This is a genomic window from Thermosediminibacter litoriperuensis (genome assembly GCF_008124715.1).
GTDB classification, from domain to species: Bacteria; Bacillota; Thermosediminibacteria; order Thermosediminibacterales; family Thermosediminibacteraceae; genus Thermosediminibacter; species Thermosediminibacter litoriperuensis.
The window spans coordinates 114,156-127,248 of record NZ_VNHO01000002.1 but is presented as its reverse complement, the minus strand read 5'-3'; the positions used below and the strand labels follow the sequence as shown (position 1 = coordinate 127,248).

At 51.1% G+C, this 13,093-nt stretch carries 12 protein-coding genes and 1 pseudogene; 5 read left to right on the top strand and 8 right to left on the bottom strand.

Annotated features, from left to right (window positions below):
• Nucleotides 1–325: 325 nt before the first annotated feature.
• Nucleotides 326–661 (top strand): annotated as a pseudogene (locus tag LZ11_RS01565) (four helix bundle protein); the annotation flags it as partial.
• A 481-nt stretch (nucleotides 662–1,142) separates the two neighbouring features.
• Here LZ11_RS01565 and LZ11_RS01560 read toward each other — a convergent pair.
• From LZ11_RS01560 to LZ11_RS01535, 6 genes are all read right to left on the bottom strand, one after another.
• A complete protein-coding gene (locus tag LZ11_RS01560) occupies nucleotides 1,143–1,388 on the bottom strand; it encodes a hypothetical protein (RefSeq protein ID WP_222927140.1) in 246 nt (81 codons plus the stop codon).
• A 591-nt stretch (nucleotides 1,389–1,979) separates the two neighbouring features.
• Complete coding sequence (gene glmS, locus LZ11_RS01555) at nucleotides 1,980–3,809, bottom strand: glutamine--fructose-6-phosphate transaminase (isomerizing) (protein WP_148865989.1); 1,830 nt, start codon at nucleotides 3,807–3,809, stop codon at nucleotides 1,980–1,982.
• Between the two features lie 355 nt (nucleotides 3,810–4,164).
• A complete protein-coding gene (glmM, locus tag LZ11_RS01550; RefSeq protein WP_148865987.1) occupies nucleotides 4,165–5,505 on the bottom strand; it encodes a phosphoglucosamine mutase in 1,341 nt (446 codons plus the stop codon).
• Between the two features lie 32 nt (nucleotides 5,506–5,537).
• Nucleotides 5,538–6,758 (bottom strand): CdaR family protein, encoded by a 1,221-nt coding sequence (locus LZ11_RS01545; RefSeq protein WP_148865985.1) that lies wholly within the window; start codon nucleotides 6,756–6,758, stop codon nucleotides 5,538–5,540.
• The gene (gene cdaA, locus LZ11_RS01540; RefSeq protein ID WP_148865983.1) at nucleotides 6,751–7,572 is read right to left on the bottom strand and encodes a diadenylate cyclase CdaA; all 822 of its coding nucleotides are present in this window, start codon (nucleotides 7,570–7,572) and stop codon (nucleotides 6,751–6,753) included. The genes LZ11_RS01545 and cdaA overlap by 8 nt, the downstream gene beginning before the upstream one ends.
• Nucleotides 7,573–7,670: 98 nt before the next feature.
• The gene (locus LZ11_RS01535; protein WP_148865981.1) at nucleotides 7,671–8,525 is read right to left on the bottom strand and encodes a DUF8173 domain-containing protein; all 855 of its coding nucleotides are present in this window, start codon (nucleotides 8,523–8,525) and stop codon (nucleotides 7,671–7,673) included.
• Between the two features lie 156 nt (nucleotides 8,526–8,681).
• Here LZ11_RS01535 and hydF point away from each other — a divergent pair, with 156 nt between their 5' ends.
• The 4 genes from hydF to LZ11_RS01515 all read left to right on the top strand — a co-directional run bounded on the left by hydF (nucleotide 8,682) and on the right by LZ11_RS01515 (nucleotide 11,945).
• Nucleotides 8,682–9,926, top strand: coding sequence for a [FeFe] hydrogenase H-cluster maturation GTPase HydF (hydF, locus tag LZ11_RS01530; RefSeq protein ID WP_148865979.1), 1,245 nt, complete (start codon nucleotides 8,682–8,684; stop codon nucleotides 9,924–9,926).
• A gap of 155 nt (nucleotides 9,927–10,081) precedes the next feature.
• Nucleotides 10,082–10,414 (top strand): ArsR/SmtB family transcription factor, encoded by a 333-nt coding sequence (locus LZ11_RS01525; RefSeq protein ID WP_013276713.1) that lies wholly within the window; start codon nucleotides 10,082–10,084, stop codon nucleotides 10,412–10,414.
• The gene (locus LZ11_RS01520) at nucleotides 10,411–11,586 is read left to right on the top strand and encodes a permease (RefSeq protein WP_148865977.1); all 1,176 of its coding nucleotides are present in this window, start codon (nucleotides 10,411–10,413) and stop codon (nucleotides 11,584–11,586) included. The genes LZ11_RS01525 and LZ11_RS01520 overlap by 4 nt, the downstream gene beginning before the upstream one ends.
• A 119-nt stretch (nucleotides 11,587–11,705) precedes the next feature.
• Nucleotides 11,706–11,945 carry a thioredoxin family protein gene (locus tag LZ11_RS01515; protein ID WP_148865974.1) on the top strand — a complete coding sequence of 80 codons (240 nt, stop codon included), beginning with the start codon at nucleotides 11,706–11,708 and terminating at the stop codon, nucleotides 11,943–11,945.
• Between the two features lie 86 nt (nucleotides 11,946–12,031).
• On the opposite strand, the gene dhaM is transcribed toward LZ11_RS01515, so the two are convergent.
• Nucleotides 12,032–12,427 (bottom strand): dihydroxyacetone kinase phosphoryl donor subunit DhaM, encoded by a 396-nt coding sequence (gene dhaM / locus LZ11_RS01510; protein ID WP_148865972.1) that lies wholly within the window; start codon nucleotides 12,425–12,427, stop codon nucleotides 12,032–12,034.
• Between the two features lie 13 nt (nucleotides 12,428–12,440).
• Entirely contained in the window at nucleotides 12,441–13,079 is a 639-nt protein-coding gene (gene dhaL, locus LZ11_RS01505) for a dihydroxyacetone kinase subunit DhaL (RefSeq protein ID WP_148865971.1), read from the bottom strand.
• Between the last annotated feature and the right edge of the window lie 14 nt (nucleotides 13,080–13,093).

Below are 13,093 nucleotides of genomic sequence, written 5' to 3'. Positions count from 1 at the left end.
GTTTAACTTCTTCAACTTTAACCCTGGTGTTCCAGTCTTCTTGATAGATATACTTGCGTATAGTTTTTCGGTCTTTTTGGAACTCCCGGGCTATCTCGCTGATATTTTGCCCTTTCATAAAGAACGCTTTTCTGATATTATCAATATGGGTCATTGTGAGCATCCTCCAATCCTCCCTTGCAGTTAAGATTTCCCTAACTACAAGGGTAAAGGTTTTTAGGGGTGCCTGCAATGACCTTTGCAAATTTGGGGATTTTTGAGTTGCAAAAGTGGGGATTTTATTTTGCAACTCTGTCCATTTTAATTATGCAATAAACAAGCGAGGGAATTGGCTCAAGATATTTATAAAGCTTCGGCTAATTTTCCTGGATTTGAGACCTACGCAGCAAAATGCCAAATAATCAGAGCGGCTACTTCCATAGGTGCTAATATTGCTGAAGGTAACGGTCAGTTATACAAAAAGAAGGAAATTATGTTTTTTAATAATGCTCTCGGTAGTGCATCGGAAACAAGGCACTGGCTTGTTGTCGCATTGGACAACGGGTATATTTCCTCTGAAGATTATACTATGCTTGAGCAAAAAACCGTAGAAATAATCAGAATGCTGATAGGCTGTATTAAAAAGCTGCAGGAACAAGCAGACGGTGAAGAAGTGGCATAACCTCATTAATAGAACCATATAAGCCTTTAAAAAAGTTTAAACAAAAATTATCAAAACTGCGCAAATTCTTACCTTTTATGTTATAATTTACTTAGAGTTTTTATTAATATAAACGTCTTCATTAATTCAAAATGAAAATTAAATGCAAGGAAGTGATAAGGGATGGAATTGGTTTTATACATTATTGCTGTTCCGACAATTTTTATAGCTCTTTGTATATTATTCAAGGTTAATTATAAGTATGAAGGTAAGCATTTTTCAATTTCGATTAAGACAAGTCAAAGTGACAACGATTAAGTGGATGATTATAGCATTTTTTTTACAGGTATTAATGGGCAAGATCATGAATCAAGAAAAAGGGGTAAGTGTATAAGCTCAGTATTTACAAAGCTTTGCACTTATTCCTTTTTTACTTTTTTCTTTACTTTACCCCTTAATTCTTTCCCCGAATTGGGGTAGGTATGAAAATACGGTATTTCGATTATAACGTTGATACATAAACCTGCTCCTGTACTTGGTCTATCAACAGCTTATTTTCTGTAACGAAGAATTTTACAAAAATCTGATGTTGTCTGTCGGCAATTTTACCAGTATCTCCATCCTCAAGTTGACTTATATAATCATTGTTTTTATTGATAACATCAATGACTTTTTCTTTCAATGTTTCTTTATCAATAATATGACAATCTCTCATGCAGTCCTTGATAAAAGCTATCTTCCGATCCATTTCCAGCCCCTCCTCTTTCACAAATCTAAATATAAATATAACAAAAGTTTAGATTTCTTCAAATAAGTTATTTCCCAAAGACTATCTCATTTTTTACTAACATTAATGAAAAAACTTTTTTCACCTTACGGAACGACTTTATTTTTCACGGAAAAACTTCAGCCAAAAATAATTTCCAAACTTGATCCTTCTCCCTTTTTTCCTTGCCCCTAACTATGTTAATTTAAAAAAAACCCTTTCCATTTCCCTTCCCTCCAACCCGCATAAAATCTACCTGGGATTTTATGGGAGGTAATAAAGTTTTTCCGTAAATCAGTATTATTTTTCCTATTATTTTCCGAATACTACTCTAATTTGTATGAAAAAAGTTGTTCCAAAGGGGCAGGATCATGGCTTAAGGAAAAAAGGGATAAGTGATGTCAGGCTTCTATTTTCAAGGCCTTTCACTTATCCCTTTCCTTATTCCTTTACCCTTTATCCTTATCCCTTCATTTATCCTTTTCCCTTATCCCTTCCTACTTGGAATCACTTTTTTTGCATGGGTGAGAGGAATAAATGAAAAATACACTTATCCCTTCCCTATTCTCTGCCCTACTCCACCGTCACGCTCTTGGCTAGATTCCTGGGTTTATCCACGTCGCAGCCTCTGGCCACCGCAGCGTAGTAGGCGAAGAGCTGCAGGGGCATTACAGCCAGCACCGGCGTGAGCATTGGGTGGGTCTTGGGGATGTATATGACGTGGTCCACCGATTTTGCGATCTCTTCGTTGCCCTCGTTGGCCAGGGCTATCACCGCTGCGTCCCTGGCTTTGACCTCCTTTATGTTGCTCAGGGTCTTTTCATAGAGGTGTTCCTGGGTTACCAGGGATATCACGGGTACTCCTTCGGTTATGAGGGCCAGGGTGCCGTGCTTCAGTTCGCCGGCGGCATAGGCCTCGGCGTGGATGTAGGAGATTTCCTTAAGCTTCAGGGCCCCTTCCATGGCCACCGCGTAGTCCATGCCCCGGCCGATGTAGAAGATATGTTCTCTGTCCGCATACCTTTCGGCCATCTGCTTGATCCCGTCTTCAGCATCCAGGATGGCCTTCGCCTGGTCGGGCAGCTTTTTCATGGCCAGCCCGATTTCCTTAAATTCCTCGCCGGAAACGGTTCCGAGGAGTTTTGCAAAGTGGAGGGCTATCAGGTTCAGGGCTACGAGCTGGGTGCTGTACGCCTTGGTGGAAGCCACGGCGATTTCGGGGCCGGCCCAGGTGTAGAGCACGTCGTCGGCCTCCCGGGAAACGGAGCTGCCCACCACGTTGGTTATTGCCAGCACCCTGGCGCCCAGATTTTTGGATTCGCGCAGGGCCGCCAGCGTGTCGGCGGTTTCCCCGGATTGGCTGATTATTATCACCAGCGTGTCTTTGCCGACCATGGGCTCCCTGTAGCGGAATTCCGATGCCAGGTCAACCTCCACCGGTATGCGGGCGAGCTTTTCAATCACATACTTGCCCACGACGCCGGCGTGGTAGGCGGTGCCGCAGGCCACTATGAATACCTTCTTCAGGCTCTCCAGTTCTTCTTTCGTTATCTTTATGTCGTCCAGGCGGACCTCGCCCTTATCGGGGTAAAGCCTGCCGGTCATGGTATCCCGCAGGGCCCTCGGCTGTTCGTGGATCTCCTTCAGCATGAAGTGGGCGTAACCGCCCTTTTCGGCGGCGACGGCGTCCCACTTGACCTGGAATATCTCTTTAGTTACCAGGTTCCCTTCAAAGTCCGTAATCTCGACGCTGTCCTTGGTAATCCTGGCCATCTCGCCGTCCTCGAGGATATAGACGTTGCGGGTATACTGGAGTATGGCCGGTATATCCGATGCCACGAAATTTTCTCTGTTGCCGAGGCCGACAATGAGGGGGCTGGACTTCCTTGCAGCCACCAGGGTCCCCGGCTCCCTGCAGGAAATCACTCCGAGGGCGAAGGAGCCTTCAAGCTTGTTTACCGCCATCCTCACTGCACGAAACAGGTCTCCATCGTAGAAGTGCTCTATCAGATGGGGCACGACTTCCGTATCGGTCTCGGATTCGAATTTATGGCCCTGGGATTCGAGCCATTCCTTGAGCTCCTGGAAGTTCTCGATGATGCCGTTGTGCACCACTATGAAATCCCCGGAGCAGTCGCCGTGGGGATGGGCGTTGACGTCGGACGGCCTGCCGTGGGTGGCCCAGCGGGTGTGCCCTATACCCATGCGGCCTTCCGGATAAGCCCCCCCTATCTTGTCTTCCAGGACCTTTATCTTGCCCTCGCTCTTCACCACTTTCATGCTGTGGGAGTTGTATACGGCGATGCCCGCCGAATCGTAACCCCTGTATTCCAGCCTTTTCAACCCATCTATCAGAACGGGAGCGGCTTCCCTGTCTCCCACATAGCCGACAATTCCGCACATAAGTCTCTTCCTGCCTTTCTCCTGTTGTATTTTCAAGGTTCGATCAATAACGGCCTTTAAAGCTGGTTATTTCAAACCATCTTAATTCTGCTGAAGGCCCCTTTGTCCCAGCGATCGCTCGCCGGTTTTGTAGGCCTCTTACGGTGGCAGTTCACCGTGGGGCATCCGCCGAAAACTCGATAAACCCCATCCTCGTCAGCTCCCGAAGAAGCTATCCGGGAGCTCAGGCGCTTTTTCGGTTAGTTGAAATACTCATACTCATAGACTCCTTTGTGGTCTCATACCCCCTCCCGCTGTTTTTCCCCGTGTCGAGCGGCTCCTTTCGACCCCATCACCTCCTTAAAATGGTCGCATCTTAAGACAGTTCCTTTCTTATCACTTCGGCCAGCCGGTCGGCCAGATCTTTTATGACCTGCTCTTCCTCTCCCTCCACCATGACCCGGATAAGGGGTTCGGTCCCAGAGGGGCGCACCACGACACGGCCGTTTTCGCCCAGCAGGGCTTCGGCTTCTTCGACCGCCTCCTTAATCCTCTGGCTTTTGCCGTACCCGGTTTTATCCATTACCTTCACGTTTACCAGGATCTGGGGATAAACCTTCATTATACTCCTTAACTCGGAGAGGGGCTTTGCTTCCTGCACCATCACCGAAAGCAGCTTTACGGCGGTAAGGAGGCCGTCCCCGGTGGTGTTGTGGTCGAGGAAGATTATGTGGCCCGACTGCTCGCCGCCTAAATTGTAGCCTCCCCTTAACATTTCCTCCAGCACGTAGCGGTCACCCACTTTGGCCCTCACCGTCTTTATTCCGGCCTTTTTGAGGGCGACCTCAAAGCCCATGTTGCTCATTACGGTAGCGACAACGGTGCCGTTTTTCAGCAGCCCTTTGCGGTTCATGTATTCGGCGCATACGGCCATGATGTGGTCGCCGTCGACTACCTGGCCCTTTTCGTCTACAGCGATAAGCCGGTCGGCGTCGCCGTCAAAGGATAGGCCCACGTCGGCCCCTACTTCCCTCACAAACCGGGATATGACCTCGGGGTTGGTGGAGCCGCAGTTGACGTTGATGTTGCAGCCGTCGGGGCGGTCGTTTATCACGAAGACCTCAGCCCCCAGCTCGCGGAACACCAGCGGAGCCACCCGGTATGCAGCCCCGTTGGCGCAGTCGATGGCTATCTTGAGGCCCTTGAAATCCGTCCCCGCTGCGGATTTTATAAAATCGGCGTAGGGGCGCAGGCCGTCCTCGGTCACGACCCTGCCCACGGCCGGCCCCGTGGGGTTTTGTATACGGCCGTCGGGGTTCTTCACCAGGGCCTCGATCTCGTCCTCCATGGCGTCGGGCAGCTTGAAGCCCTCGCCGTTGAAAAACTTTATGCCGTTGTACTCCACGGGGTTGTGGGACGCGGAAATGACCACACCGGCGTCGGCTCTGAAATGGCGGGTTAAAAAAGCTACGGCGGGAGTCGGCATTACCCCCACCCTGAGCACGTTGGCTCCCACAGAACATATACCGGCTATGAGGGCCGATTCCAGCATATCCCCGGATATGCGGGTGTCCCTGCCCACCACTACCGTGGGTTTATCATGGGTTTCAGAGAGCACGTAAGCCCCCGCTCTTCCCAGATGATAAGCAAGTAACGGCGTCAGTTCCTTATTGGCTATTCCCCTTACTCCGTCGGTGCCAAAAAGCCTTTCCGTCATGTGCTATCTCCTCTCCCATGGTATGGCTGTTTTTATAATCCAGCCCTATAGTCTTTTTGTATCGTTACCTTTACGTTTTCGGGCTCTATTCTTATTACCTGATAGGGTTCGGGTACTTCAGCCCTGATCCTGAGAGAATATTCGCCCTCTCCGAGTCCCGAAGCGTCGGCGTATATTTCCACTGAATTTTTATCCGCTTTATTTATAATACTCTCCGGCCCTCTGACTGTCAACACGAATTGTCCCTCTTCGGGTACGGCTGTTAATCCCTCGCCCAGGTTCCGGAAGCTTATATCGCTGCTGCTGAAGCTTACGGTGCGGGACTGGACCCTCTCGATTTCCACCACGACCTTCACCTTCTTCAGGGCTTCATCGAAGGGCAGTATCCCCCGGGGCATCTGCAATTCGGCGTCGGCGGCAATGCTTCTGGCAAGGCCGCTTATGTTTACGGGTTCTGTAGAAATTTCCCTTATATTTTTGAGGGCGTCGCTGTTGCCGGTAATCATAACCACCGACGGCTCAACCCTCACTTCTCTTACTACAAACCCTTCCAGGGGCTGGCCCCTGAGGTCGGGCCTTACGGTCACCGTGGATACGGGCACTATGGGCACGGTAACCTCCACCATGTCGGGCCTGAAGGTAACTCCTCTCTGTTCGTTCCCCTTTGCATCCACGACCCTCACGGGCAGGGTGGCGGTGACCACGCCGTTTTTCCCCGTGACATCCAGTTCCACCACGGCCCTCCTGATAGAATTTACCAGAGTCCTGGGGCCCTTCACCAGCACGGCCTGAGGTGTCGCTACAGGCGTCCTGGCGGCAAAACCTTCGGCGGGCACTCCCTTGACATCCACGTATACCGGCATCTGCTCCTCAACGACCGCGTCCAGGACCACCATGATCTCCCTGGGGGAAAAGTCCAGCAATTCCACGCCCGCAGGCACGTTCACGCTGACGGGCAGCAGGTTTTCACCCTCTATCCGCCCCCGGAGGTTTGCTTCCGCCACAATATCCTCAGCCTTAAGGCCTGTTATTATGCTGCGCCTTGCCCTGACCTTGACGTTTACGAAATACTGCTGGGTAGGGTCCTTCAGGGCGAGCTTTGAATCGTCCAGGTATTTCAGCTGCACGGGCACGTCCCTGATCACATAGGTTACCTGCGGATTCTGCTCGTTCATCACATACATCCACATGACCAGGGCCACCAGCACGGATATTACCTTCAAGGCCGCGTCGCTGGAGAAATACCTACCCATTTAATCTCCTCCAATACAAGAGGTTTGGTTTTTTCTCGTTCAGTTGGTAAACTTCTTTCAGCATGTTCTTCAGGGTCTTGACGTCTAAGTAGCGGGTCAGCTTACCTTCCCTGGCCACAGAAATTACGCCGGTCTCCTCCGAGACTATTATAGCCACGGCGTCGGACTGCTCCGTAACGCCCAGAGCCGCCCTGTGCCTGGTACCCAGCTCCTTGCTGAGGTTGGGGTTTTCCGTCAGGGGAAGATAGCAGCCCGCAGCCATTATCTTGTCGTTGCGTATTATAACGGCTCCGTCGTGAAGGGGGGTATTGGGTATGAAGATGTTTATCAGAAGTTCGGCGGTCACATAACCCCCTATCTTGACGCCGGTCTCGATATACTCGTTGAGGCCGGTCTGCCTTTCCAGCACCATGAGCGCACCTATCCTGTTCTTTGAAAGCTCCTCGGCGGCCTCGGCCAGGTTATCGATGAGCCAGTTCAGTTCCTCTTCTCCAAGGCCTAATAGCGGGCTTGCAAAAAACCTGCTCCTGCCCAGCTGTTCCAGGGCTCTCCGCAGCTCCGGCTGGAATACGACGAGAAGCGCTATGACACCGACGGTCATGGCGTTCTTCAACAGCCAGTTTATTGTGTAAAGGCCGAGCCATTCGCTCACTTTGGTAAATACCACGAATACGACCAGGCCTCTTAAAAGCTGGACCGCCCGCGTGCCGCGGATGAGCTGTATGGCCTTGAAAGATACGTAAGCCACAATGGCTATATCGAGAAGGTCCATCAACCGGAAGCCCTTGAAAAGCTCATAAAGCTGTAAATACATCTTTCCACCTCATGGCCGTGATCTACTCAATATTATAACATGTTATTAAAAATAAATATATTTTTCGGCAGGGCTTTTCAATATTTTTAACAAAATTTTTACGCCTGCTTCGTGCCGAATCTGGTTTCGGTGGTGATGCCCAGGGACAGTATGAGAACCGCCAATGAAATTATTCTCCCGGCGAAGGGGATCAGCTGTACAAGCCAGAGCACAAGAGCTCCCAGAATGTATTCCGTAAAAAGACCGGAATTCACGCGCAGATGATCGTTCAGCTTTCTCCCCAGGAATACGCTTATCCCCAGGTAGCCGAAAAAACCGGCGGCAGCCATCAATAGTATGGCAACGGGTATTAAGGGGATCCCTATGAGCGTGAGCGCGAGAAGTACCGCGACTACCGGCATCAGCAGCAACAAGGCGAGCCCTATCAGAAACTTGCGCCCGGTGCCTTTATCCACGGCTTCCGCTGCTATCAGCACGCTGTTGGGAAACAGCACTACGGTCAGGGCTCCGAGGGCTGCAATACCCAGGAAGCGCACAAGATTGAAAACGGCAAATCGAGGCATAAAGGGGCGGCCCACCATTCCGTCATTCCGGTAAAATTGGTACTTCCCCAGATTTCTCAACATCTCACCGATGCTGCCGGCTGCGCCGACCTGGCTTATCTTGCCCAGCACTCTGCCGTTTTCTCCGATTACGACCCTACCGCCCACAGCTGTAACGCCGCCTTCCACTGTTCCGTTAACGACCACGTCACCCATGACTGCCACAGCGTCGCCCAAAACCTTTCCATTAACAATTACGCTGCCCATAATCGCCACGGCGTCGCCGTCCAACACCTGACCGGGTCCTATCACCACATCACCGCCCAGCTGTACCATATCGCCACCGTTTGCCAGGGCGAAAGCTGGAAGCAGGAATAAAGCCGCAAGGAGCAAAATCAGAAACCTCTTCAATCTTACCCCCCCCTTCTCCAGAAAATTACAGATCGCAGCTTACTATGATAATATCATTTATGCGCCCGCTTCTCAATATGTGATATAATTAACCTACAGGCAGCTTTGAAAAATAAATAACCTTATAATATATAATACGGGAGAGGATGATATAAATTGCAGGGCAGCACCCTCAACGACACCCCGCTGGCCAGCAGGCTTCACATCGCTATCTTCGGCCGCAGAAACGCAGGCAAGTCCAGCCTCATAAACGCCATCACCAACCAGGACATAGCCCTGGTATCCCCTGTAGCCGGCACCACCACCGACCCGGTCTTTAAGGCTATGGAGCTCCTCCCCATCGGGCCCGTCGTCATTATCGACACCGCGGGTATCGACGACGAAGGCGAGCTCGGGGAACTCCGGGTGAAGAAGACCCACCAGGTGCTGAATAAGACCGACCTGGCCGTCCTGATCATAGACGGCGAGGCGGGAGTCACCAGCTTCGACCTGGAAATCCTGGGCAGGATCAGGGAGAAAAACATACCCGTAGTGGGGGTTGTAAACAAGAGCGACGTCGCAGGGTACACGTCCGTAGAAAAGAAAAGCTGGGAAAAACGGCTGGACCTGAAGCTCATAGAAGTGTCCGCCCTGAAAAAGCAGGGTATCGAAGAACTCAAGCGGGAGATAATAAACAAAGCTCCTTCGAGCTTTACGGAGCGTCCCCTCATCGGCGACCTCATCGCCCCGGGCGACATCGTGGTGCTGGTGGTGCCCATCGACAAGGCGGCACCCAAGGGCAGGCTCATCCTTCCCCAGCAGCAGACGATCAGGGACGTGCTGGACCACAGCGCTATAGCCGTCGTCACTAAAGAAACCGAGCTTAAGGAGACCCTGAAAAATCTTTCAAAGAAACCTCGCATAGTCGTAACCGATTCCCAGGCTTTTGCCCGGGTAGCCCAGGACATACCCCGGGACGTGCCCATGACCTCCTTCTCGATACTTTTTGCGCGCTACAAAGGTGACCTGGCGCAGCTCGTGGAGGGCGTGAAGGCCGTAAAAAACCTGAAGCCCGGCGACAGGGTGCTCATCGCCGAGGCCTGTACCCACCACAGGCAGAAGGACGACATAGGCACGGTGAAAATCCCCCGGTGGTTGAAGCAGCTCCTGGGCTTCGACGTAGAGTACACGTGGTCCAGCGGATTCGTTTTTCCGGAAAACCTGGACGAATTCAAACTGGTGATCCACTGCGGCGGATGCATGGTGAACAGAAAAGAGATGCTTTACAGGCTTTCACTCTTAAAGCGAAGGGGCATCCCGGTGGTGAACTACGGCGTTTTTATCGCCTACGCCACGGGCATACTGGAAAGAGCTCTGGAGCCATTTCCGGAAGCCGCTTCGCTGCTTTCGCCGGAGTCTTAAGGAAGCCCTCGCCTTATAAAGGCGGGGGCTTTGGTTTATATTTATTTGGCGGTAGCCCTCGGTTTCCGGCAATAAACTTTATTTGTCTTGATATTTTTATGCCTCTATGCTAATATAGGAATATAATAAATTTTCCAGTGAGGAGGTTTCTTCATATGCCCAATGATATATACGATATGTATGCAGCAATATTCAAAGCCCTAGCCCATCCTACGAGGTTGAGAATCCTCGAGATTCTTGCAACGTACGGTGAAATGTGCGTCTGCAATATCGCAGATAAATTGAATATCGACCAGCCGGCGGTTTCCAAGCACCTGGCCGTTTTGAAGAACGTGGGAATTATAGAAAGCAGAAAACAGGGCCTGACGGTTAATTATAAAGTCAGAATGCCCTGTGTCGTCAACTTTCTCAAATGCGCTGATGAGGTTCTGGAAGCGGATCTAAAAAGCAGGTACAGTTTTATAAACGGGAAGGAGATGTTAAGATGAAGGAATGGCAGAAACTATCTTTGATTGTCGGCGTATTTTTATTCGCGTATTACATGCCCCTTTCAAACTCGAGATTCACTGGTGCTGTGATTGAATCCCTTTACATGCTCCAGGACTACGCCAGGCTCCACGTGCTGACTTGCCTTGTCCCGGCCCTCTTCATAGCCGGCGCCATAGCCAATTTCATCTCCCAGGCTGCGGTTATAAAGTACTTCGGCAGAGAAGCAAAAAAATGGCTCTCATACGCAGTAGCTTCAGTTTCAGGCACTATCCTGGCTGTATGCTCCTGTACTGTGTTGCCCCTTTTCGCCGGAATATATAAGAGAGGCGCCGGAATAGGGCCGGCGGTTGCTTTCCTTTACTCGGGCCCGGCCATCAACGTGCTCGCCATAATAATGACAGCCCGGATTCTGGGGTGGAAGCTGGGGATCGCCCGGGCTCTCGGGGCAATTACTTTTGCGGTAGTTATCGGTTTAATTATGGAGTTATTGTTTGGCAAAGAAGACAAAGAGAGGACCAGCAAGATTGGACTCATCGGCTCTTCGGACCAGGAAGAAGGAAGGACTCTGTATCAGGAAATAATCTATTTTACAAACCTCGTCCTCATCCTCATCTTCGCCGCATGGGGAAAGCCCGCACAGCCGGTGGGCTTCTTCAGCTCGGTTTACGCCGTAAAATGGTACATTACAGCCGCGCTTATGGCCAGCCTTACGCTGATTTTATACCGCTGGTTTAAAAAGGAAGAGCTGGTTTCCTGGGTTGACTCGACCTGGGACTTTATAAAGCAGATAACGCCGCTGCTCTTCGGCGGGGTGCTCGTGGCAGGTTTTCTCATGGGGCGCCCGGACGTCGATGCGGGTATAATACCGGCCCGTTACATTGCCTTGATGGTCGGCGGAAATTCCCTTTTCGCCAATTTGCTGGCGTCGGTCGTGGGAGCCTTCATGTATTTCGCCACCCTCACCGAAGTTCCCATACTCCAGGGGCTTTTAGGTTCCGGTATGGGCCAGGGTCCCGCCCTTGCTCTGCTGCTGGCCGGCCCTGCTCTGAGCCTCCCCAATATGCTGGTTATAAACAGCGTACTCGGCCTGAAAAAAACCATCACGTACGTCTCTCTTGTAATCATCATGGCCACATTGGCGGGCTATATATTCGGCGCCATCTTCTTATAAAATAACGCCGGCGCAAAAGCCGCACCAAATTATTGATACCGCTGCCGGCCGGTGATAGAATAGCGAGGCCGGCATATAAGGAAAGGATAAAATCTTTAATTGACTAGGGAGGTTAAATTATGGAAATTAAAATTCTCGGTAAAGGCTGCCCCAAATGCAAGGCTCTTGAACAAAATACGAGGGAAGCTCTTAAGGAACTCGGTATTACCGCAGATATCGAGAAGGTACAGGATATAAACAAAATTTTGGAATACGACATAATGTTCACCCCCGGACTCGTTGTTAACGGCGAGGTCAAGGTTGCGGGCAAGGTCGCATCAAAAGATGAGATAAAAGAAATCCTTCAACAGTATGTTTAAAAAAACAAAGAGGCGGACCTTCATATTGACAATCCGCCTCTTTTTCTTGCGCTCTGCAAAGGCAGATCTTATCGTAATGAAAAGTCTCAACCCAGCTTGCTGTACGCCTTTACACCCTCGGCCGCAGCTCTGACCTCATCCAGGCTCTTGCCGAAACTTGCCTCAATGGCTGCCGCCACCGTGCCTTCCACAAAGGGCGCATCGGCTATAACCGTCGCCGATCCGAGCGATTCCCCCAGGTTTTCTATGGCGAATTCGGCGCTCAACACTGCACTGCCCAGGTCCACCATCACCAGCACCCCGTCTCCGCCGTGGACTTTCCTGATCTTTTCCTCTATCACCGCGGCGTCGGTGCCCAGCCTGCCGTCGGCCGTACCGGCGGCAATTTCAATGGGCACTTTATCGCCCACCATCTGCCTGACAAGGTCCAGCGTCCCTTCGGCTATCCGGGGGCTGTGGGATACGAGCACTATCCCCACCATAGAACCGCCCCCTTCAGGATTTCTTGCCGTCCAGGAGCCGGGCGGCCATGGCTTCCAGCATTATATAACAGGAAGTGGCGCCGGGGTCCTGGTGGCCCAGACTTCTCTCCCCCAGGTAGCTGGCCCTTCCTTTTCTGGCTATTATATCCTTGGTGTATTCCATACCTTTTTTTGCTTCTTCCACCGCATCCCGCAGTGCGGTCTCGAGGCCTTCTTCGCGGCGCAGTTTCAGAGCTTCTACCGCGGGTTCCAGAGCGTCCACTATGGTCTTTTCTCCCCTCTCTGCTTTACCGCGGTATTTTATGCCTTCCAGGGCTGCTTCCATCAGGGAAACAAGGTCGTTGAAATCCAGTTCGTTCTTTCCGGCCACCGCCTGCCCCGCTCTCATGAAGGCGGTACCGTAAAGCGGACCGGAGGCTCCACCGACGGTGGAGACCAGCGTCATACCTACGGTCTTCAGTATGGTACCGCAGTCCTTTTCCCCCATATCCGATATCTTTTCAACCACAGCCCTGAACCCCTTACTCATATTTATGCCGTGGTCGGCGTCCCCTATGGCCGAGTCAAGTTGGGTGAGGTATTCCCTGTTTTCGGTTATTTTATCAGCGATGACCTTGATTATGTCGATGAGTTTTGCTGAATCCACCGCCATTTTTATAGCTCCTC